The sequence below is a fragment of the Polaromonas sp. genome (assembly GCF_010365105.1).
In the GTDB taxonomy this organism is placed as follows: domain Bacteria; phylum Pseudomonadota; class Gammaproteobacteria; order Burkholderiales; family Burkholderiaceae_C; genus Polaromonas.
The window spans coordinates 18,718-39,616 of record NZ_JAAFGZ010000030.1; the positions used below are offsets into that span (position 1 = coordinate 18,718).

The 20,899-nt window shown below is 59.0% G+C and carries 27 protein-coding genes and 1 tRNA gene; 6 read left to right on the plus strand and 22 right to left on the minus strand.

The window, feature by feature from the left end; genetic code table 11:
- Nucleotide 1: 1 nt before the first annotated feature.
- A complete protein-coding gene (locus GZ092_RS16715) occupies nt 2-1,246 on the plus strand; it encodes an ArgE/DapE family deacylase (RefSeq protein WP_293638059.1) in 1,245 nt (414 codons plus the stop codon).
- Nucleotides 1,247-1,480: 234 nt separating this feature from the next.
- On the opposite strand, the gene uraD is transcribed toward GZ092_RS16715, so the two are convergent.
- Nucleotides 1,481-2,002: a 2-oxo-4-hydroxy-4-carboxy-5-ureidoimidazoline decarboxylase gene (gene uraD, locus GZ092_RS16720; protein ID WP_293638060.1), complete on the minus strand. Its 522-nt coding sequence runs from the start codon at nt 2,000-2,002 to the stop codon at nt 1,481-1,483.
- Nucleotides 1,995-3,386, minus strand: coding sequence for an MFS transporter (locus GZ092_RS16725; protein ID WP_293638061.1), 1,392 nt, complete (start codon nt 3,384-3,386; stop codon nt 1,995-1,997). The genes uraD and GZ092_RS16725 overlap by 8 nt, the downstream gene beginning before the upstream one ends.
- A 192-nt stretch (nt 3,387-3,578) precedes the next feature.
- Here GZ092_RS16725 and GZ092_RS16730 point away from each other — a divergent pair, with 192 nt between their 5' ends.
- A complete protein-coding gene (locus GZ092_RS16730) occupies nt 3,579-4,553 on the plus strand; it encodes a LysR family transcriptional regulator (RefSeq protein WP_293638063.1) in 975 nt (324 codons plus the stop codon).
- A 22-nt stretch (nt 4,554-4,575) separates the two neighbouring features.
- Here GZ092_RS16730 and GZ092_RS16735 read toward each other — a convergent pair whose 3' ends face one another.
- Complete coding sequence (locus GZ092_RS16735; protein ID WP_293638065.1) at nt 4,576-5,088, minus strand: nucleoside deaminase; 513 nt, start codon at nt 5,086-5,088, stop codon at nt 4,576-4,578.
- 139 nt (nt 5,089-5,227) lie between these two features.
- Nucleotides 5,228-6,181: an AEC family transporter gene (locus tag GZ092_RS16740; protein ID WP_293638067.1), complete on the minus strand. Its 954-nt coding sequence runs from the start codon at nt 6,179-6,181 to the stop codon at nt 5,228-5,230.
- A 189-nt stretch (nt 6,182-6,370) separates the two neighbouring features.
- Here GZ092_RS16740 and GZ092_RS16745 point away from each other — a divergent pair, with 189 nt between their 5' ends.
- The 4 genes from GZ092_RS16745 to GZ092_RS16760 all read left to right on the plus strand — a co-directional run bounded on the left by GZ092_RS16745 (nt 6,371) and on the right by GZ092_RS16760 (nt 12,050).
- Nucleotides 6,371-8,509: a UvrD-helicase domain-containing protein gene (locus tag GZ092_RS16745; RefSeq protein WP_293638068.1), complete on the plus strand. Its 2,139-nt coding sequence runs from the start codon at nt 6,371-6,373 to the stop codon at nt 8,507-8,509.
- 341 nt (nt 8,510-8,850) lie between these two features.
- Nucleotides 8,851-9,243: a hypothetical protein gene (locus GZ092_RS16750; RefSeq protein WP_293638069.1), complete on the plus strand. Its 393-nt coding sequence runs from the start codon at nt 8,851-8,853 to the stop codon at nt 9,241-9,243.
- A gap of 50 nt (nt 9,244-9,293) precedes the next feature.
- Nucleotides 9,294-10,481 (plus strand): phospholipase A, encoded by a 1,188-nt coding sequence (locus GZ092_RS16755; protein WP_293638071.1) that lies wholly within the window; start codon nt 9,294-9,296, stop codon nt 10,479-10,481.
- Between the two features lie 222 nt (nt 10,482-10,703).
- Nucleotides 10,704-12,050: a cation:proton antiporter gene (locus GZ092_RS16760; protein ID WP_293638072.1), complete on the plus strand. Its 1,347-nt coding sequence runs from the start codon at nt 10,704-10,706 to the stop codon at nt 12,048-12,050.
- A 63-nt stretch (nt 12,051-12,113) separates the two neighbouring features.
- On the opposite strand, the gene GZ092_RS16765 is transcribed toward GZ092_RS16760, so the two are convergent.
- The 18 genes from GZ092_RS16765 to rplN form a co-directional block, all read right to left on the minus strand.
- A tRNA-Met gene (locus GZ092_RS16765) sits at nt 12,114-12,190 on the minus strand.
- Between the two features lie 18 nt (nt 12,191-12,208).
- Entirely contained in the window at nt 12,209-12,607 is a 399-nt protein-coding gene (rplQ, locus tag GZ092_RS16770) for a 50S ribosomal protein L17 (RefSeq protein WP_029526385.1), read from the minus strand.
- Nucleotides 12,608-12,693: 86 nt separating this feature from the next.
- The gene (rpoA, locus tag GZ092_RS16775) at nt 12,694-13,686 is read right to left on the minus strand and encodes a DNA-directed RNA polymerase subunit alpha (RefSeq protein WP_029526387.1); all 993 of its coding nucleotides are present in this window, start codon (nt 13,684-13,686) and stop codon (nt 12,694-12,696) included.
- A gap of 94 nt (nt 13,687-13,780) precedes the next feature.
- Complete coding sequence (gene rpsD / locus GZ092_RS16780) at nt 13,781-14,404, minus strand: 30S ribosomal protein S4 (protein WP_036806691.1); 624 nt, start codon at nt 14,402-14,404, stop codon at nt 13,781-13,783.
- Between the two features lie 130 nt (nt 14,405-14,534).
- On the minus strand, nt 14,535-14,939 hold the full coding sequence (gene rpsK, locus GZ092_RS16785; protein WP_036806693.1) for a 30S ribosomal protein S11: 405 nt from the start codon (nt 14,937-14,939) through the stop codon (nt 14,535-14,537).
- A 13-nt stretch (nt 14,940-14,952) separates the two neighbouring features.
- Nucleotides 14,953-15,318 (minus strand): 30S ribosomal protein S13, encoded by a 366-nt coding sequence (gene rpsM / locus GZ092_RS16790; RefSeq protein ID WP_029526390.1) that lies wholly within the window; start codon nt 15,316-15,318, stop codon nt 14,953-14,955.
- 25 nt (nt 15,319-15,343) lie between these two features.
- Nucleotides 15,344-15,457, minus strand: coding sequence for a 50S ribosomal protein L36 (rpmJ, locus tag GZ092_RS16795; protein WP_028820150.1), 114 nt, complete (start codon nt 15,455-15,457; stop codon nt 15,344-15,346).
- Nucleotides 15,458-15,543: 86 nt separating this feature from the next.
- Nucleotides 15,544-16,851 carry a preprotein translocase subunit SecY gene (secY, locus tag GZ092_RS16800; RefSeq protein WP_036806695.1) on the minus strand — a complete coding sequence of 436 codons (1,308 nt, stop codon included), beginning with the start codon at nt 16,849-16,851 and terminating at the stop codon, nt 15,544-15,546.
- Nucleotides 16,852-16,870: 19 nt separating this feature from the next.
- Nucleotides 16,871-17,302, minus strand: coding sequence for a 50S ribosomal protein L15 (rplO, locus tag GZ092_RS16805; RefSeq protein WP_029526392.1), 432 nt, complete (start codon nt 17,300-17,302; stop codon nt 16,871-16,873).
- A gap of 66 nt (nt 17,303-17,368) precedes the next feature.
- Complete coding sequence (rpmD, locus tag GZ092_RS16810; protein WP_029526393.1) at nt 17,369-17,551, minus strand: 50S ribosomal protein L30; 183 nt, start codon at nt 17,549-17,551, stop codon at nt 17,369-17,371.
- Between the two features lie 13 nt (nt 17,552-17,564).
- Complete coding sequence (rpsE, locus tag GZ092_RS16815) at nt 17,565-18,083, minus strand: 30S ribosomal protein S5 (RefSeq protein ID WP_293638081.1); 519 nt, start codon at nt 18,081-18,083, stop codon at nt 17,565-17,567.
- A gap of 17 nt (nt 18,084-18,100) precedes the next feature.
- Entirely contained in the window at nt 18,101-18,466 is a 366-nt protein-coding gene (rplR, locus tag GZ092_RS16820) for a 50S ribosomal protein L18 (RefSeq protein WP_196863356.1), read from the minus strand.
- Between the two features lie 11 nt (nt 18,467-18,477).
- Complete coding sequence (gene rplF / locus GZ092_RS16825; protein ID WP_293638084.1) at nt 18,478-19,011, minus strand: 50S ribosomal protein L6; 534 nt, start codon at nt 19,009-19,011, stop codon at nt 18,478-18,480.
- A gap of 24 nt (nt 19,012-19,035) precedes the next feature.
- On the minus strand, nt 19,036-19,431 hold the full coding sequence (rpsH, locus tag GZ092_RS16830; protein WP_293638085.1) for a 30S ribosomal protein S8: 396 nt from the start codon (nt 19,429-19,431) through the stop codon (nt 19,036-19,038).
- Nucleotides 19,432-19,449: 18 nt separating this feature from the next.
- The gene (gene rpsN / locus GZ092_RS16835) at nt 19,450-19,755 is read right to left on the minus strand and encodes a 30S ribosomal protein S14 (RefSeq protein WP_036806703.1); all 306 of its coding nucleotides are present in this window, start codon (nt 19,753-19,755) and stop codon (nt 19,450-19,452) included.
- Between the two features lie 9 nt (nt 19,756-19,764).
- Nucleotides 19,765-20,304 (minus strand): 50S ribosomal protein L5, encoded by a 540-nt coding sequence (gene rplE, locus GZ092_RS16840; RefSeq protein WP_011799761.1) that lies wholly within the window; start codon nt 20,302-20,304, stop codon nt 19,765-19,767.
- A gap of 2 nt (nt 20,305-20,306) precedes the next feature.
- A complete protein-coding gene (gene rplX / locus GZ092_RS16845) occupies nt 20,307-20,627 on the minus strand; it encodes a 50S ribosomal protein L24 (RefSeq protein WP_029526398.1) in 321 nt (106 codons plus the stop codon).
- 12 nt (nt 20,628-20,639) lie between these two features.
- A partial coding sequence (rplN, locus tag GZ092_RS16850; RefSeq protein ID WP_293638087.1) for a 50S ribosomal protein L14 occupies nt 20,640-20,899 on the minus strand: 260 nt, incomplete at its 5' end.

A 20,899-nucleotide genomic window follows, 5' to 3' on the forward strand; every position in this document is an offset into this window, starting at 1 on the left:
CATGACCAATACCCAAATCAACACCAACAACAACACGGCGCTTGACGCCTGGATCAACGCGCACTTTGACGAAGAAGTGCAGTTCCTGCAGCAACTGGTGCGCGTGCCCACCGACACACCGCCCGGCAACAATGCGCCGCATGCCGAGCGCACAGCCGAACTGCTCAAGGATTTTGGCTTTGAGGCTGAAAAGCATCCGGTGCCGGTCCAGGAAGTCAAGGACTACGGCATGGAGTCGATCACCAACCTGGTGGTTCGGCGAAAGTACGGCGAAGGCCGCACCATCGCGTTGAACGCACACGGCGACGTGGTGCCACCGGGCGACGGCTGGACGCACGACCCGTATGGTGCCGAAGTCGTTGATGGCAAGCTCTATGGCCGCGCCTCGGCGGTCAGCAAGTCCGACTTTGCCACCTACACTTTTGCCGTTCGCGCCCTTGAAGCGCTTGGCTTGCCACTCAAGGGCGGCGTCGAGCTGCTGTTCACCTACGACGAGGAATTTGGAGGCGAACTCGGGCCCGGCTGGTTGCTGCGCCACAAGCTGACGCAGCCCGACTTCCTGATTGCCGCCGGATTTGCCTACGAGGTCATCACGGCCCACAACGGCTGCCTGCAAATGGAAGTCACCGTCCACGGCAAGATGGCGCACGCGGCCATTCCCCACACCGGCATCGACGCGCTGCAGGGCGCCACTGCCATCCTCAACGCGCTGTACCAGCAAAACCAGCTGTACCAGTCGGTCACTTCAAGCTTCGATGGAATCGAGCATCCTTATCTCAACGTCGGCCGCATCGAAGGCGGCACGAACACCAACGTGGTCCCCGGCAAGGTCGTCATCAAGCTGGACCGCCGCATGATTCCCGAGGAGAACCCGGCTGAAGTCGAAGCCACCGTGCGCCGCGTGATTGCCGAGGCAGCCGCCACCATGCCCGGCATCACGGTCGACATCAAGCGCCTGCTGATGGCCGAGGCGTGGAAGCCAGACTCACGCAATGCCGAGCTGGTGAAAGCGCTGCAAAAGCATGGCGAGCAGGTGATGGGCGAGCCGGTTCCCACATGCGGCACGCCGCTGTACACCGATGTGCGTCTGTTCGGCGCTGCCGGCGTGCCCTCGGCGATCTATGGTGCCGGTCCGCGCACGGTGTTTGAAAGCAACGCCAAGCGCTCGGACGAGCATTTGGTGCTGGAGGACCTGCGCTGCGCGACCAAGGTCGTGGCCCGGGCACTGCTCGAACTGCTGAAGTGAACAGGGAAAGGCCAATGCCAGTCCGGCAGCGGACTGTCAAAGTGGAAAAATAAAAAAGGCCGCGAAGATCGCGGCCTTTTTTTTATGTGATCAAGGGTTATGCCAAAGCATCAGCGACTCTGACGAGATGTGGCGTTCAAGCGCATGCGAAAACCCATTGCAAACGCCCTGCTGTCAGTAACAGCCTTGGTCACAAGGGTCCGCATCTGACCATTGCGTCGATATGCCAGGCTTTCAAGCAGCCAGCTTGGCCTGCACGCGCAACCGCGTAATGGTGTCGATCTGCGCCAGGGCCTCATCCAGTTCAGCGTCGCTGTCGCGTTCGATGCGGCGGCGCAACTGGTCAAAAATCTGAGTCTTGCTATACCGGCGCACGGCAATGATGAACGGAAAACCGTGGCTCTTGAGGTAGCGCTGGTTTAGCTGCCGCAACTCGTCGATCTCATGCCGGCTCAATGCATCCAGGCCGGCGCTGGCCTGCTCGCCCACGGATTCAGTCGTCATCGTGCCAGCATCAGCCTCCTTGCCGGCAAGTTCCGGATGGCCGCGCAAAAACTCGATTTGTGTTTTGCGCGGCGCATTGCGCACCATGTTGATCATCGCGCCGTGAAGGGCGTCAATACTCGCGAACGGCCGCGCGCCCCACGCGCCTTGGGCTACCCAGGGCGAATGCTCGAAAGTGCTGCCAAAGGCGGCTACAAAGTCGTCTTGCTGCAAGGTGTTGACGGCGCCGAGGCCCAATGTCGTTTCAGTCATGCGTTGTCGTCCATTTTTGCGGGGGAATTCTGGTTTCTTGAGGCGTGGTTCTTGCGACCGGGGAGCTTTTCTTGAAGGCTGGAACGAACATCAAGATCAAGATGGTTGCGCAGATTTCAAACGCAGCCACGACGTACAGGCCCGTCGTCAGTTGTCCGGTCGAGGTCTTGATGACGCCCAGCATCCACGGCGCACCAAAGCCGGCCAGGTTGGCAACCGAGTTGATCAATGCCACACCGCCGGCGGCCGCGGCACCGGACAGGAAACGGTTGGGCATCTGCCAGAACACCGGAATGGCGCTCATGGTGCCCACAATGGCCAATGCCAGCATCACCAGGGTCAGCAAGGGGCTGGTCTTGAGCAGCAAGGCGACGGCCAGCAGCGAGGCCGAACCCAGCGCTGCGGCCAGGCCACAGTGGTAGCGCGATTCCTGGTGCTTGTCGGAATGAAAGCCGTTGAAAATCATCCCCGCAGCGCCGCACAAATAGGCAGCGGCCATGATCCAGCCAACAGCCATCGGGCTGGTGAAGCCGACTTCCTTCACCAGCGTCGGACCGTAGAACGTCAGCGAAGAGTTGGCAGCAACGATGCAAAAGTAGATCATGATCATCAGCCAGATTTTTCCGTCCTTCAACGAGGCTAGCAGGCTGTGCTCGCGGCGACCCAGCGATGCGGCATCACGCTCAAGATCGGCGTGTACCAGGGAGCGTTCACGCTCGGTCAGCCAGTGGGCCTGATCGGGCTTGTCGGTCAGGTAAAAATAGGTTGCGATACCGGCCAGCACCGAAGGAACACCTTCGATCAAAAACACCCACTGCCAGCCGGCCCAGCCGTTGACGCCGTTCAGGTTGGTCATGATGGCGCCCGCCAGAGGCCCGCCAATCACTCCAGCAAACGCCGACGCTGACATGAACATGCCAAAAGCCTTGGCGCGGCGGTCGTTGGGGAACCAGAAAGTCAGATAAAGAATGATGCCGGGGTAAAAGCCCGCTTCGAATACGCCGAGTAAAAAGCGCAGGAAATAAAACATTCCCGCCGTCTTGACGAACATCATGGCGATGCTGGTCAGGCCCCAGCCAATCGTGATGCGCATGATGGTCTTCTTGGCACCGATTTTTTGCAACAGCAGGTTGCTGGGCACTTCAAAGAAAAAGTAGCCCAGGAAAAAGATGCCTGCGCCCAGTCCGTAGATGGCTTCACTCCATTTCAGGTCGTCGAGCATCGTCAGCTTGACGAAACCGATGTTGACGCGGTCCAGCCAGGCCAGAATCCACAGCATCATCAAAAACGGAATCAACCGCATGAAAATTTTCTTGTAAATGCCGTCCAGTTCCGTCTTGGCGGGTGCTTGATCGGCCGGCAGCGCAGGGTTTGCAATGCTCATGCTTGTCTCCATGAAATAGTGGTGGGGCCAGGCTTGAAAAGCCTGTATCTGACGCATCACCGCTCATGCAGACAGTGCCTTGCGAAAGGTGGATCAAGTCTAAGAACAAGTCTTGAACAATGCGCGCATCTATTGTTATGAAGCACATAGCGGAATCGAATACCATGCCTTGATGACCACCGCCATCACCCCATGAGTCGCCTCGCCGATCCGGTGGACAGTTACTTGTTGCGCGTGCTGGTCACGCTGGTGACCGAGCGCAATGTCTCGCGTACCGCCATTCGCCTGAACCAGTCCCAACCGGCCATCAGCACCGCACTGAAGCGCTTGCGCGAGGTCTTTGACGACCCGCTGCTGGTGCGCGAAAAAGGCGGCATGGCGCCAACCGACCGTGCACTGGTGTTGCGCGAACAGGCGCGACGCGCGCTGATCGAGATTGACGCGATGCTGACCGGCGCTGAAGCGTTCGAGCCAGCCTCCAGCCAGCAAACCTTTCGTCTGGGCTCGCCCGATTTCATCGTGGCCTCCTTCCTGGCCGGGGCGGTCGAGCGCTTTTGCCGTGCCGCCCCCCGAGCCCGGCTGGTGGTGCAGCCGTTGGGCGCAGTGTTTGACTATGAAAGTGCGCTGGCCACGGGCGAGCTGGACGTGGTGATTGGTAACTGGCCGCAGCCGCCGCAGCAACTGCACCTATCGGTGCTGCTGGAAGACGAGGTGGTCTGCCTGATGAACCGCAACGATTCGCGCGCGGGTGGGCTGACGCGCGAGCAATACCTGGCAGCGCGCCACCTGGTGCCGCTGCCTTATTCGCAATCGCAGCGCGGCGTGGTCGACACCTATCTGGCCAGCCAGCGCGTGGCGCGCGATGCCCGCGTGGTGGTGCCGTATTTCGAACTGGCGCCGCACCTGCTGGTGAACACCGACCTGGTGTTCACCACCGGCCGGCATTTTGCGGCGCATTTTGCACGCACCATGCCACTGGCCATTTCAACCGCGCCGTTTGACTTTCCCCGCATGCGCTTTTACCAGTTGTGGCACGAGCGTTCGCACCACGCGCCGGCGCACCGCTGGTTCCGCAAGCTGCTGTCGGATGCAGCCAGTTGCGTGGCACTGGCCCAAGCCGCGCAAGACAGCGCACCGCCCGTCAAACACATCCCTGCGCGCGACTGAAACCGCCAATGGTTGCCGACGCTCAGCGGGTGCGACGTGCTACGGCATCCTGAAACACGGCCATCGCCTCGTCACCCAGCACCGGACCGTCCACCTGCATGGCGGGAGATGCGCCTGCCACCACCTCGGCACAGCGTATTGGCAACGACTGACCGCCTAACAGCGCGGCTATTTGCGGATTGGTGGCGCCATACACCACGCGCTTCACGCCGGCCCAGAACATTGCGCCCGCACACATGGCGCAAGGCTCGCCGCTGGCGAAGACAGTGCTGCCTTTGACGGCATCGGCGCCCAGACGGGCGGCAACCTCGCGCACGGCGACCATTTCGGCATGCGCCGAACTGTCGCCGCTGGTGACTTTTGTATTGCGCGCCACCTGCAAAATTTCGCCAGCGGCCGACACAAGCGTCGCACCATAAGGCCCGTCACCCGCGTCCAGCGCCTCGCGGGAGGCGGCAATGGCCAACCGCATGGCGGCCAGTTCATCAGGGCCAAGATCAGGGGTGTTGTCCTGGATGGCATAAGTGTTTGGCATGAGATCTCTTTCCATTAAAAAGCCGCGTTTGTACGGGAGGCGCGCGACGTGTTGGACAAATCGCACTATGACACGGTGCGCAACGCACAGCACCACGACGGTCATGCGCACGCTGCGCAAACCGCTGCCGTCAGCCCGCTCACACCAGCAGGGCCACCGCCGCTGAAAAGGTAAAAAATGCCAGTACCGTTGACAGCAAAATGATGCGTGCAATGCGCCCGTTGTCAGCGCCAAAGCGTTCGGCCAGCATGGCCACGTTGCTGGCACTGGGCAGGGCCGCTACCAGCACCACCACGGTCAGGCTAGAGCGCTCCAGCGGCAAGCCCAGTGCGATGGCGCCCAAGCCCACGCTGCCAACCAGCAAGGGGTGAACCACCAGCTTTATAAGCGCTACAGGCACATAGCGCACGGCAGGCGTGCGCATACCGCTATTCATTTGGGAGCGCGCCAGGACTGCGCCAATAGTGAACAGCGCCACTGGCGAGGCCGCATCGGCGAGCAGGCCGACGGTTGTCATGATGGGTTTTGGCAGCGCAAAATCGACGGCGGAAGCCAGGGCACCCAAGGCAATCGCCCATGGCAAGGGGTTGACCACCACGCCCCTGAGCGCCAGCCTGGCGGCCCGTGCCGCGCCGTGTTCATCAGCGCCGTCCAGCCGCGACAGTGCAATGCACAGCGACGACGTGACCAGCATGTCGATGACGATGGTCAAAATGGTCGGTCCGGCCGCCTGCGCGCCCAGCAGCGCCACCAGCAGCGGCACGCCCATGAAGCCGGTATTGGGAAAAGCGGCGACCAATGCGCCGAACGCAGCATCGTTCCAGCCAATCGGCCCTTTGCGCGTCAGGGCGATCGTCAGCCCCACCATCAGCAGCGCGCACAGCAAATAAACCGCGCCCAGGCTGAAATCGAGCAGTTGCGCAATCGGCGTGCCGGCGCCAAAGCGGTACAGCATGCAGGGCAGTGCGAAATACAGCACGAAGGTGTTGAGCCCCGGAATGGCGGCTTGCGGCAGCAGCGCCCGCCGGGCAGCGACGTAACCGCACAGTACCAGCGCGAAGAAGGGAAAGGTGACGGCAAGGATGTTGAGCACGGGGCGTATTGTTACAGGCGGGTCGGGTCTGCAAGCGACTGGCAGCGACTGGCAGCGACTGGCTATGATGACCGCTGCATTGGCCCGCCCTGCCCCGACAGCTTTTTCAGGCTTGCCTGCCGCCACGGCCTTCTGTCGTGGTCTTTATTCCGGTGCGCCGGCTTGCACCCTTTCAAATTCCTTGCCCGCATGTCTTCACCTCCTCCCGTTTCTTCAACTGCGCCCATCGCCCACGGCCTGAACCTGGCTCAGCAGGAAGCCGTCAACTACCTGCACGGCCCTTGCCTGGTGCTGGCCGGCGCCGGCTCGGGCAAAACGCGGGTGATCACGCACAAGATCGGCCGGCTGATCCAGACCGGCATGCGGCCCGAGCAGATTGCCGCCATCACCTTCACCAACAAGGCCGCCGCTGAAATGCGCGAGCGTGCCAAGAGCCTGATCGGCAAGCAGGCCAAGGGCGTGCTGATCTGCACCTTTCACGCGCTGGGCGTGCGCATGCTGCGGCAAGACGGCGCGGCGCTGGGCCTGAAGCCGCAGTTCTCCATCCTCGACAGTGACGACGTGACCAGCATCCTGAAGGACGCGGGCGGCAGCACCGACGTGGCCACGGCGCGCCAGTGGCAGTGGACCATCAGCGCCTGGAAAAGCCAGGGGCTCAACGCCGCGCAGGCCGAAGCGCAGGCCAGCGGCGACGAAGAACGGCTGGTGGCGCGGGTCATGGCCAACTACGAAGAGCGGCTGGCCGCCTACCAGAGTGTCGATTTTGACGACCTGATTGGCCTGCCGCTGAAACTGCTGCAAGAGCATGAAGCGGTGCGCAACAATTGGCAGGCGGCGCTCGGCCATGTGCTGGTCGATGAATACCAGGACACCAACGCCACGCAGTACGAGGTGCTGAAACTGCTGGTCGGCGCGCGCGGCCGCTTCACGGCGGTGGGCGACGACGACCAGTCGATCTACGGCTGGCGCGGCGCGACGCTGGACAACCTGAAAAAACTGCCGCAGGACTTTCCGACGCTGAAAGTCGTCAAGCTGGAGCAGAACTACCGCTCGACCAGCGCGATTTTGCGCGCCGCCAACAACGTCATCGGCCCGAATCCCAAGCTGTTCCCCAAGACGCTGTTCAGCGAACTGGGCGAAGGCGAGCCGGTGCGGGTCGTCGATTGCGACAGCGAAGAGCACGAGGCCGAACGCGTGGTGGCGCGCATCCAGAGCCTGCGCGCCGAAGGCAGCCTGCAGACCGAAGGCCAGCAGTACCGCGAATGGAAAGACTTTTGCGTGCTGTACCGGGCCAACCACATGGCCAAGCCGTTTGAAAAAGCCTTTCGCAAGGCCAATATCCCGTACAAGGTGTCGGGCGGGCAGAGCTTTTTCGACCGCGCCGAAATCAAGGATTTGTGCAGCTGGATGGTCTTGATGGTCAACAACGACAACAACGCGGCCTTCATCCGCGCCATCAAGACGCCCAAGCGCGGCATCGGCCACACCACGCTGGGCGCGCTGGCCACCTTTGGCGACACCTACAAGCTCAGCCTGTTCGAGTCGCTGTTCAGCCATTCACTCGACTCGGTGCTGCCAACGAAGGCGGTCGGCTCGCTGCAGGAGTTCGGCCGCTACCTGAACGACCTCGAATACCGCGCCAAGCGCACCGTCGGCGCCGAGGATGCACGGGTTTTCCTGACCGACTGGCTGAAAGAAATCGACTACGAAAAGCATCTCTACGACGGCGAGGACAGTGAAAAGGTGGCAGCTGCGCGCTGGAGCAACGTGATGGATTTTTGCGACTGGATGTCGCAGCGCTGCGGCGGGCAGATTGACGACGCCTCGGGCGCCACGGTCGAAAAACCCACCAAGACCATGCTGGAGGTGGTGCAGACGATTGCGCTGCTGTCGACCATCAGCGAGCGCGAGGGCGACCAGAACGTCGTCACCCTCTCGACGCTGCATGCATCCAAGGGGCTGGAATGGCCGCATGTGGTGCTGGCCGGCGTCAACGAAGGCCTGCTGCCCTTCAAACTCGATGACGACGACGGCAGCAACACCGACAGCATCGCCCTGCGGCTGCAGGAAGAGCGCCGGCTGATGTACGTGGGCATCACACGTGCCCAGCGCACGCTGGCGGTGAACTGGCTGCGCAAGCGCAAGAAAGGCCGCGAGATGATTGCCGGCGTGCCCAGCCGTTTCATTGCCGAAATGGCGCTGGACAAGGCGACCATCAAGGAAGACCCTCGCGAAAAGCTCAAGGCCCTGCGCGCCGAATTTGCCAAAAAGGCTGCCGACGGTGTGGCGGCAGCGGCGGCCGCCAAGGCGGCTTACGACGGCCGGTAAGCGGAAATACAAGGCTGCAGCACCGGCATGCATGCGATTTTTGACAACTCCCGGCAGTCAGACACCGGCGGGTTTGCGGCTACCGCGGCCGCGCGCATTCAGCCGTGGCAGAAACCCGGGAATACGGTTTCAGCTAACATGGTCCGCCCGTGATTTACGGCATCCGCCGCCACATGGCGTCCTTTCAGACCGCCCTGCCTTGCGCAACCGCTTGAGGCATCCATCGATCCATGCCATCCAGAATTTCCCTACTTGCTATTTTTTTTATAGCAACCAGCACCCTCGCAGCATGCGCCAATGCCCAAAACAAGGCCGAAACTGCATGCCCGCCGGCGCTCATTATGAAAGCCGAGCAGTTGTATGGCCGGTGGGCCGTCCGATTCACCCATCCGCCGGCCGGACTGCCCGAGCGGGCCACGATGCTGCTTCAGCGCCATGCCGAATTTTCGGAAAGCCTGGCCGGCACGGTCACCCGCGACCTAGGGCAGGCTGCCGGCACACCGGCCATTGCCGGGCATTCAGCCGAAGCCGCGCTGGCCGGCGACCTTGACGAAGGCATGCTGCTGCTCGATGAGTCGTCCGACAGGATCAGCATCACCGGCACCTGGAACGGTGAAATGCAGCCCGGCTCATGTGGCCGCGTCTACCAAGGCCGCTGGAAAGACACCAGCGCAAGCGCCGCACCCGATGCCGCCGACGTTCCCTTCACACTGACCCGACTTCCCTCACCCTGAACTTGCCCCTGACCCCAGGTTTTGATTCAAAGCCTGCGCACTGAACTCCCATGACCCTCCAACTTTCCCCCCTGAGCAAACTTCTGCTCGCCTCCGGCCTGCTTGCAGGCAGCCTGGCGCAAGCGCAGACCGCTGTGCCGGCCGTCAACATGCCGGCCAACCGACCGTCCAGCCTGGGCTGGCAGGTTTGCCAGGCCATCAAGAACGACACCGGCGCCCAGTTGGCCTGTTACCAGCAATGGGCCGATTCGCAGTTGCCGCCGAATACGCCGCCTGCGGCCCTGACCACCGCACCGGCCAACCTGGCCACCGGCAAGCCGGAAACCGAAATCCTGCTGCTGCCATCGCTCAATACCGAAGCGCCTGACGGCAAGCCCATTGGCTGCCGCAACATCCAGTATTCCGAGCTGTCAAGGTTCTGGGAACTCCAGCGCGGCACCGATTGCGACACCTTTGCGATTCGCGGCTACCGGCCGATGTCGGTGGCGTTTGTCATGTCCGGCGGCGTCTCGCCCCCGCAGACCGGCTTTTCCGCGCCGCCGGCTTACCGCCACGCCGAAACCAAGATCCAGCTGTCGGTGCGCACCAAGGTGGCCAAGGGACTGCTCAAGAGTGGAGAAGCCGACGGGGATGACCAGGATTCGCTCTGGTTTGGCTATACACAGCAAAGCTACTGGCAACTGTTCAGCGGCAACATCTCGCGGCCGTTCCGCACGACCGACCATGAGCCCGAACTGGTCTATATTTACCCGCACCAGATCGCGCTGCCCGGCGGCTGGAATTACCGGCTCTCGGGCCTGGGGCTGGTGCACCAGTCCAACGGCCAGTCCGATCCGCTGTCACGCAGCTGGAACCGTACCTACCTGATGGGTGCGGCGGAAAAGGAACTGGGTCCCGATTCCAGTCTGCGTCTGCAGGGCCGCATCTGGGACCGGATGCGCGAATCGTCGGGCGATGACAACAACCCGGGCATTGAAAACTACGTCGGCCGGGCTGAACTCACCGCCAACTGGCAGATCAACAAGGCGAACACCGTTGGCGTCACACTGCGCCATTCGCTGCGCAGCGAAGCCCGCGGATCAACGCGTGTGGACTGGTTGATGGCCCCCGCGGCATCGCCGAACTACACAGGCCTGCGCTACCACGTGCAGCTGTTCACCGGTTACGGAGACAGCCTGCTGGACTACAACAAACGGCGCAATGTCCTGAGCGTGGGCCTGAGCCTGGTGGACTGGTAAAACAGCGACTGATGATTTCATGGTCGCTACTTTTTGTATAGCTACACACTCAATACCAGCTTGCGCTAACGCCTTTTTTTTGTAGCAAATTCCTTGCTCAGCTGAACCGGTTTGCCCGGCGGCGGCCCGGACCGCACTGGCGGGCAAAAGGCTGCGTGCTTTAAGCTCGGAATATGATTTCACTCTCTTCAGGGCGGCCAGCCGGTTTCCCGTGGTCCGTTCATGGTTGAAGCCAACGCCTTTGCGCTGGGCGCACTCCTCATCGGCCTGCTGCTGATTGCCATGACCATGGGCAGTTCCTATCTCTCCCGCTTACCGTTGAACGCGGCCATGCTCTACCTGGGCGTCGGTGTGGCGGTCGGTCCGATGGGGCTGGGATTGCTCCGACTCGATGCACTGGAAAACAAGGTGCTGCTGGAGCGCTTGACCGAAATCGCCGTACTCATCTCGTTGTTCACCGCAGGCATGAAGCTCGAACTGCCACTGCACGACCGGCGCTGGCGAATTCCGGTGCAACTCGCCACGGTTTCCATGATCGTGACCGTGGTGATCGTGACGGCACTGGGCGTGTACGCACTCGGCCTGTCGCTGGGCGCTGCAGTGCTGCTGGGAGGCATCCTGGCACCAACCGATCCGGTGCTGGCTTCGGATGTCCAGGTTTCCAATCCCGGAGACCGCGACCGTCTGCGCTTCGGCCTGACCGGAGAAGGCGGACTGAACGACGGCACGGCGTTTCCCTTTGTCATGCTGGGCCTGGGATTGCTGGGCGTGCATGAACTGGGCGAAGCTGGCTGGCGCTGGTGGACGGTGGACGTGCTTTGGGCAATAGCGGGCGGCCTGGGACTGGGCTACCTGCTGGGAACACTGGTGGGCCGCGCCATCATCTACTTGCGCATGCGCCACCGGGAAGCGTTGCGGTCTGACGAATTCATTGCGCTCGGCCTGATTGCACTGACGTATGGCGCCGCATTGCTGTGCCACACGTACGGTTTTCTGGCGGTGTTTGCCGCCGGACTGGCATTGCGTCGCATCGACGAAGTCTCCTCGCCGGCACAGGCCGCGCAAACCGAAACGCAGGACGCCAACTCCGGTTTGAGCCTTGACGAGCAGGCCGCTGCAGGGGCCGAAGCGCCTGCCAACATGATGAATGCCGTGCAACGATTTAACAGCCAACTGGAAAGTTTTGTTGAAGTCGGGATGGTGCTGGCCGTTGGCGTGTTGCTGGCGACTGTTGAATTTGAACGCGATGTGCTGTGGTTTGTGCCGGTGCTTTTCCTGCTGGTGCGGCCACTGGCTGTTTACGCCGGATTGATTGGCACGCAGGTCAGTGGGTCACAACGAAATTTGATGAGCTGGTTTGGCATACGCGGCATTGGCTCGCTGTATTACCTGCTCTACGCCATCAACCACGACATTCAGTCGGCACTGGCCGAACGCCTGCTGTCGATCACATTGGCAGTGATCGTCGCGTCCATCATCGTGCACGGCATTTCAGTGACACCCCTGATGCAGCACTACGAAGTGCGCAAGGCCGTGAAAAAGAAACAACGGAAAGCATCAATGAAATAAAAACAGGACAGCAAAAAGCCTACTTTGAGTAGGCTTTTTGTACTGATTTTTTCAACCAGATGTTGGTTGCGCGGGCAAGATTTGAACTTACGACCTTTGGGTTATGAGCCCAACGAGCTACCAGGCTGCTCCACCGCGCGGTATGTAGTTATTGTAGCTTACTTTGCAGCTGCTTCGTCTTTTATTTCTTCCGAAACATCAGGACGGTCAACCAGTTCAACCAAAGCCATGGGCGCATTGTCACCCACGCGGAAACCCATCTTCAAAATGCGGGTGTAGCCACCTGGACGGGTCTGGTAGCGCGGGCCCAGTTCAGCAAACAGCTTGACGACCATGTCGCGATCGCGAAGACGGTCAAATGCCAGGCGCTTGTTAGCCAGAGTTGGTGTTTTGGCCAGAGTGATCATGGGCTCGACCACGCGGCGCAGCTCTTTGGCTTTTGGCAATGTAGTCTTGATGGCTTCGTGCTGGAGCAGCGAGTTCATCATGTTGCGCAACATGGCGAGGCGGTGCTCGCTGGTGCGGTTTAATTTACGTAGTCCGTGTCCGTGTCGCATAGTGCTTCCTTTGTGTAATATCGAAGCAGCCGTATCAGGTACTGCCCGTGCACTTTCTCATCCGAAGACAAGAGTTTTAATCAAAATTAACGCTTGTCGAGGCCGGCCGGCGGCCAGCTTTCAAGGCGCATTCCCAGTGTCAGACCGCGGGAAGCCAGCACTTCCTTGATCTCGTTGAGAGATTTCCGGCCCAGATTGGGTGTCTTCAACAGCTCATTTTCGGTGCGCTGGATCAGATCGCCAATATAGTAGATATTTTCGGCCTTCAGGCAGTTGGCCGAACGCACCGTGAGTTCCAGCTCATCCACAGGACGCAGCAGAATCGGGTCAAACTGTTGCGAGCTGCGAGGTGCAGGATCATTGATGATGGCGCCGAGTTCATTGCCTTCGAGCTGCGCAAATACCGCCAGCTGTTCGACCAGGATCTTGGCCGATGCACGCACCGCGTCTTCTGCGGAAACGGCACCATTGGTTTCGATTTCCAGAACCAGCTTGTCCAGGTCGGTACGCTGCTCGACGCGGGCGCTTTCAACGGTATAGCTGACTCGCTTGACCGGAGAAAAGGATGCATCAAGCACAATCCGGCCAATCGACTTCGGCGACTCGTCACCGTAGCGGCGAACATTGCCGGGCACGTAGCCGCGGCCATTCTCGACCTTGATCTGCATGTCGATCTTGCCGCCATGCGACAGATTCATGATCACATGGTCAGGGTTGACAATTTCCACGTCATGCGGCGTCTGGATATCGGCAGCCGTGATCGGGCCTTCGCCATCCTTGCGCAAGCTCAAGGTCACTTCATCTCGGTTGTGCAGCTTGAAGACCACGCCCTTGAGGTTCAACAAGATATTGACGACATCTTCCTGGACGCCGTCAATCGAAGAGTACTCATGCAAGACACCTGCGATGGTCACTTCAGTTGCAGCGTGGCCCACCATGGATGACAGCAGCACACGACGCAGCGCGTTGCCCAGCGTATGGCCGTAACCACGCTCGAAGGGCTCCAGAGTCACCTTGGCACGGTTGGTGCCAAGCTGCTCAACATTGATAGTTTTTGGTTTTAACAAATTTGTCTGCATGCAGTCTTCCTCTCAATACCCTCGGCTCGTTACACCGATAAGGCTGGCGAAGCACACCTGGCGGCACGACAAGCGTGTCGCCAGGAACGGAAAATTAACGTGAATACAGCTCGACGATCAACGATTCGTTGACATCGGCGGCAAATTCATCACGATCAGGCACTTTCTTGAAGGTGCCTTCACCCTTGTCAGCATTGACATCCACCCAGGCTGGCAGGCCGACCTGCTTGGCAAGTTCGAGCGCCTCGGCAATGCGGGTCTGCTTCTTGGACTTGTCACGCACGGCAATCACGTCGCCAGCCTTGACCATGTACGACGGAATGTTCACCGACTGGCCATTGACCGTCATGGCCTTGTGGGAAACCAGCTGGCGCGCCTCGGCGCGGGTCGATCCGAAGCCCATGCGGTAAACCACATTGTCCAGACGCGATTCCAGCACCGACAGCAAGTTGGCGCCCGTGTTGCCACGGCGGCGATCGGCTTCCTCGAAGTAACGGCGGAACTGTTTTTCCAGGACGCCGTACATGCGCTTGACCTTCTGCTTTTCACGCAATTGCAGACCGTAGTCGGAAGTGCGGGTGCCCGAAGTGCGGCCATGCTGACCTGGCTTGGAGTCAAATTTGGCCTTGTCGCTGATTGAGCGGCGGGCGCTTTTCAGGAAAAGGTCAGTGCCTTCACGGCGGGAAAGTTTGGCCTTGGGGCCGAGGTAACGTGCCACTTGAATATCCTTTTGTCATCTGCTGCAATTTCTGCAGGAGCCGCAGGTCGTAACCTGATGGCGGTGGGCTTGGTGAAAATGCTGACGCCCGACCGTTTGCTGAGCAAGCGGCCGGGCGAAACAGCACGAATTAAATGCGGCGACGCTTTTGTGGGCGGCAACCGTTGTGCGGGACCGGTGTCACGTCAGCAATCGAATTGATCCGAATGCCCAACGCGCCCAGCGCACGAACAGAAGATTCGCGTCCGGGACCGGGTCCCTTGATTTCGACATCAAGGTTCTTGATGCCTTGTTCGATGGCGGCACGGCCAGCGACTTCGGAAGCGACCTGGGCAGCAAAAGGTGTCGACTTGCGCGAACCCTTGAAGCCTTGGCCACCCGACGATGCCCACGACAAGGCATTACCCTGGCGGTCGGTAATCGTGATGATGGTGTTGTTGAAAGAAGCGTGAACGTGGGCAATGCCATCGGCCACGTTCTTGCGAACTTTTTTGCGAACGCGCTGTGAGGCGCTGTTATTGGGTGATTTTGCCATGACGATCTCTCAATTATTTCTTCAAGGACTGGGCGGCCTTGCGCGGACCCTTACGAGTGCGGGCATTCGTCCGGGTACGCTGGCCACGCATGGGCAAGCCACGACGATGGCGGAAACCACGGTAGCAGCCGATGTCCATCAGGCGTTTGATGTTCATCGTGGTTTCACGACGCAAATCACCTTCGATGGTGAACTGAGCAATGTGGTCCCGGATCTTTTCCAGGTCACCATCGGTCAGGTCTTTGATTTTCTTGGCGTAGTCGATCTCGCAGGCTTCGCAAATTTTGCGAGCGCGCGTGCGACCGATGCCAAAGATTGCAGTCAAACCGATTTCGGCGTGCTTCTGCGGCGGAATGTTGATACCAGCGATACGTGCCATGTGCGTCCTCTAAATCTCTTAAAAATCAGCCTTGGCGCTGCTTGTGACGTGGATCTGTGCAGATCACACGGACAACGCCCTTGCGGCGGATGACCTTGCAGTTGCGGCAAATTTTCTTGACCGAAGCTGAAACTCTCATTTTTTTCTCCTAAACTTTTACTCTGTGCTTGCTTGGAACGGAACACACCCTGTGCTCGCGATAAATCGTCATGGTTGTCCAAAACATCATGTCTTGAAGTTGGCCTTTTTCAGCAACGACTCATACTGCTGCGACATCATGTAGTTCTGAACCTGGGCCATGAAATCCATGGTGACCACAACAATAATCATCAACGACGTTCCACCGAAATAAAACGGCACGTTGTACTTCAAAATCAAAAACTCGGGCAGCAGGCATACAAAGGTGATGTAAACCGCACCAGCCAGTGTTAACCGGACCAGAATCTTGTCAATGTAGCGAGCCGTCTGGTCGCCAGGACGAATACCGGGAATGAACGCGCCACTTTTTTTCAGGTTGTCTGCAGTTTCACGGCTGTTGAACACCAGGGCCGTGTAAAAGAAGCAGAAAAAGATGATGGCACTGGCATACAGCAACACATAGATGGGTTGACCTGGCGTCAGCGTGCTGGCGATGTCTTTCAGCCAGCGCATGCTTTCGCCTGTGCTGAACCAGCCCACAACCGTTGCCGGCAGCAAGATGATCGAAGAAGCAAAAATCGGAGGGATCACGCCCGCCATGTTCAGCTTTAACGGAAGATGCGACGACTGTCCACCGTACACCTTGTTGCCGACCTGCCTGCGGGCATAGTTCACAAGAATCTTGCGCTGCCCCCGCTCGACAAACACCACAAAGTAGGTGACTGCCACCACAACCGCCACGATCACGATTGCGATCAGGATACTCATGGCTCCGGTACGAACCAGTTCAAGCAGTCCACCCAGCGCACTGGGCAAACCAGCGGCGATGCCTGCAAAGATCAGGATCGAGATGCCATTACCCAGACCACGCTCGGTAATCTGCTCACCCAGCCACATCAGGAACATGGTTCCAGCCGTCAGACTGAATACTGCTGTCATCCGAAATCCGAATCCCGGATCAAGCACCAAGCCAGGTGAGCTTTCCAGGGCCACGGCAATACCCATCGACTGAAACAGCGCGAGCCCGAGCGTTCCATAGCGCGTGTACTGCGTGATCTTGCGCCTTCCCGCCTCGCCTTCCTTCTTCATCTGCTCGAATGTGGGAACCACATAGGTGAGCAGTTGCATGATGATGGAAGCCGAGATGTAGGGCATGATACCCAGCGCGAACACCGTGAATCTTGACAAAGCGCCACCGGAGAACATATTGAACAAGTTCAGTATGCCGCCTTGCTGGCCCTTGAACAGTTCCTTCAATTGACCGGGGTCAATCCCGGGAACCGGAATGTGCGCGCCGACACGGTACACGACCAGCGCCAGCAGCAAAAACACAAGCCTGTTGCGCAAGTCGCCGAACTTGCCGGTTTTTGCAATTTGAGCCGAGTTGGTTGCCACTGATTGGTTCCGTCAAGTATTAAGCGATGGAGCCGCCAGCGGCTTCAATCAGGGTCTTGGCACTTGCAGATGCAGAAATGCCTGTGAGCTTGACAGCCAGCGACAACGAACCGGTATTGATCACCTTGACGTTCTTGGCGATCTGGCCCACAAGACCCGACTGCTTCAGTGTCAACAGATCGACTTCGGCCAGGCCGAGCTGTTCCAGTGCCGTGAGGGTGACCTCGGCATTGAATTTCAGCAGATGCGATTTGAAGCCGCGCTTTGGCAAGCGACGCTGCATAGGCATTTGACCGCCTTCAAAGCCAACCTTGTGGTAGCCGCCCGAACGGGATTTTTGTCCCTTGTGGCCACGGCCAGCTGTCTTGCCCAAGCCAGAGCCGATGCCGCGACCGACACGCCGCTTGGCATGCTTGGCGCCTTCGCTAGGCTTGATTGTGTTCAATTCCATGATGAGTCCTTAAGCCGTTGAGAAAAAAGCCTGGCTGCTAAGCAACCAGCCCTCTCCCGCAAAGCCTCAAATAATTTTGACCAGATAGCTGATCTTGTTGATCATGCCGCGCACTGCGGGCGTGTCCTGCAATTCGCTGACGCTGTTGACGCCACGCAGGCCCAGACCGCGCACGGTGGCACGATGGGATTCCTGGGTGCCAATCGGGCTGCGAACCAGTTTGACTTTTACTTTGGTTTCTTGGGTCATTTCACTGTCCGCCTTAGCCGAAGATTTCTTCGACTGATTTGCCACGCTTGGCCGCGATGTCGGAGGCCGTGGTGGAATTTTTCAGTGCGTCCATGGTGGCGCGCACCATGTTGTACGGGTTGCTCGAACCATGGCTCTTGGCCACGATGTCGGTGATGCCCATGACTTCAAACACTGCACGCATCGGGCCGCCAGCAATGATGCCGGTACCCTTGGGAGCCGGCGCCATCATGACGTTGGCTGCACCCCAGTGACCAAACACATTGTGGTGCAGCGTGCCGTTTTTCAATGACACCTTGGTCATGTTGCGGCGCGCCTCTTCCATGGCTTTTTGCACGGCAGCAGGCACTTCTTTCGACTTGCCTTTGCCCATGCCGACGCGACCATCACCGTCGCCGACCACCGTGAGTGCGGCGAAGCCGAGGATACGGCCGCCCTTCACCACTTTGGTCACGCGGTTGATCGCGATCATTTTTTCCTTCAGACCATCGTCTGGAGCGTCGTTTTGCGATTTAGCTTGAAACTTAGCCATACTTGATTCCAGTCTGCTTAGAACTGCAAACCAGCTTCGCGAGCCGCATCAGCCAGCGCTTTGACGCGGCCATGGTACGCAAAACCGGCGCGATCGAACGCCACTTTTTCTACACCTGCTGCTTTTGCCTTTTCGGCAATACGCTTGCCAATGGCTTGCGCAGCAGCAACATTTCCACCCTTGCCAGAGCCGCCAATTTCATTACGCACTTCCACTTCAGCCGTGGAAGCGGACGCCAGAACCTTGGTGCCGTCGCCAGAAATAACACTGGCGTAAATATGCAGATTGGTGCGATTGACGGACAGACGGGCAACGCCTTGATTGGCAATGCGGATACGCGTCTGGCGTGAACGACGAAGGCGCTGCGCTTTTTTGGTCAACATAATGCAGCTCCTTATTTCTTCTTGGTTTCTTTGATCGTGATTTTTTCATCCGAATAACGGATGCCCTTGCCCTTGTAAGGCTCGGGAGGACGAACTGCGCGCACTTCAGCGGCAATCTGGCCTACACGTTGGCGATCAGAACCCTTGATGACCACTTCGGTGGGCGTCGGGGTGGTGACCGTGATGCCCGCAGGCATCGCCATGACCACAGGATGGGAATAGCCCACCGTGAGGTTCAGCTTGTCGCCCTGCGCCTGGGCCTTGAAGCCCACGCCGACCAGGTTCAGCTTTTTCTGGAAACCGGTCGTGACACCGACGACCATGTTGTTCACGAGCTGACGCATCGTGCCGCTCATGGCGTTGGCTTCACGGGAATCATTGGCTGGCGCAAAAGTCAACTTGCCGTCTTCACTCTTGACGACGACATGCGCGTTTTGTGTCAGCGCCAAAGTGCCGAGGGCTCCCTTGACATTGATCTGGTCTTCTTTGATTGCGACGTCCACACCCTGAGGGATGGAAACCGGCATTTTTGCTACACGAGACATTTCAGTTACTCCTCAATGCCGCCGTTAGGCCACGTAGCACAGCACTTCGCCACCGGTACCGGTAGCGCGTGCTTTGCGATCAGTCATGACACCCTGGGGCGTCGTGACAATTGCCACGCCAAGGCCGTTCATGACCTGGGGGATGGCACCATGGCCTTTGTACACACGAAGGCCGGGGCGGCTGACGCGCTCGATGCGCTCAATCACGGGCTTGCCTGCGTAATACTTCAGGGCGATTTCCAGCTGGGGCTTGCCATCGTTGGCCTTGACGGAGAAGCCATCAATGTAGCCCTCATCCTTCAGAACCTGTGCAATGGCGACTTTGACTTTTGACGAAGGCACCAGCACAACGGCTTTTTCAACCATTTGTGCATTGCGGATGCGTGTCAACATGTCGGCGATAGGATCACTCATACTCATCTGGGGTTCTCCTATTGCTTACCAGCTTGCCTTGGTGATACCAGGGATATCACCAGCGAAAGCCAACTCGCGGATCTTGGCGCGAGCCAGGCCGAATTGACGGAACGTACCACGCGGGCGACCGGTGATGGCACAGCGGTTACGCTGGCGGGTCGGGTTCGCATTACGCGGCAACTTTTGCAGCTCTTGACGGGCCAGATGGCGCTCGTCATCGGTACGCTTGAAATCATTGGCGATTGCCTTGAGTTCAGCGTGTTTCTTGGCAAACTTGGCGACGAGCTTGTCGCGCTTCAGTTCACGTTGCAGCAGGGCTTGTTTTGCCATCTTGCGCCTTCAGTTCTTGAACGGAAAACGGAAGGCGGTGAGGAGGGCTTTGCACTCTTCATCGGTCTTGGCCGTTGTGGTGATACTGATATTGAGACCGCGCAAGGCATCAACCTTGTCGTACTCGATTTCAGGAAAAATGATCTGCTCTTTCACGCCGATGTTGTAGTTGCCGCGGCCATCGAAGGCACGGCCGGAAATACCACGAAAGTCACGGACGCGGGGCAGGGCCACGGTCACGAAACGATCAAGGAATTCGTACATCTGCACGCCGCGCAGCGTGACCATGCAGCCAATTGGCAGGTCTTCGCGGATCTTGAAACCGGCGATAGCCTTCTTGGCCTTGGTCACCACAGGCTTCTGGCCTGCGATCTTGGCCATGTCGGCCACGGCGTTGTCCATGACTTTCTTGTCCGCGACTGCCTCGCTCACACCCATGTTGAGCGTGATCTTGGTGATGCGCGGCACCTGCATGGGTGTCGTGTAGCCGAATTTTTCAATCAGGGCGGGCGCGATTTTCTCGCGGTACTGGTCTTGCAAGCGTGCCATGTTTATGCAGCCTTAATTTCTTCGCCGCTGGACTTGAAGACGCGCGTTTTCTTGCCGTCAGCCAACAACTTGATACCAACACGATCCGCCTTGCCCGAAGCCGCATTAAAGATAGCGACATTGGACTGGTGAATCGGCATGCTTTTTTCAACAATGCCACCCGTAGTGCCTTTGAGCGGATTGGGCTTGGTGTGTTTTTTCACCAGATTGATCCCGTCCACCAGCACATAGCTGTCATCGACGCGCTGCGTGATCGTGCCGCGCTTGCCCTTGTCGCGACCGGTGATCACGATGATCTCGTCGCCTTTGCGAATTTTGTTCATTGCCTTTGGTCCTTACAGAACTTCAGGAGCCAGGGACACGATCTTCATGAACTTTTCAGTGCGCAACTCGCGCGTCACTGGTCCAAAGATACGGGTGCCGATAGGCTCCAGCTTGGCATTGAGCAGCACTGCTGCATTGCCATCGAATTTGACGAGCGAGCCGTCACCGCGGCGGATGCCCTTGGCGGTGCGAACGACCACAGCACTGTAAACCTCGCCTTTTTTGACGCGGCCACGTGGAGCGGCTTCTTTGATACTCACCTTGATGACGT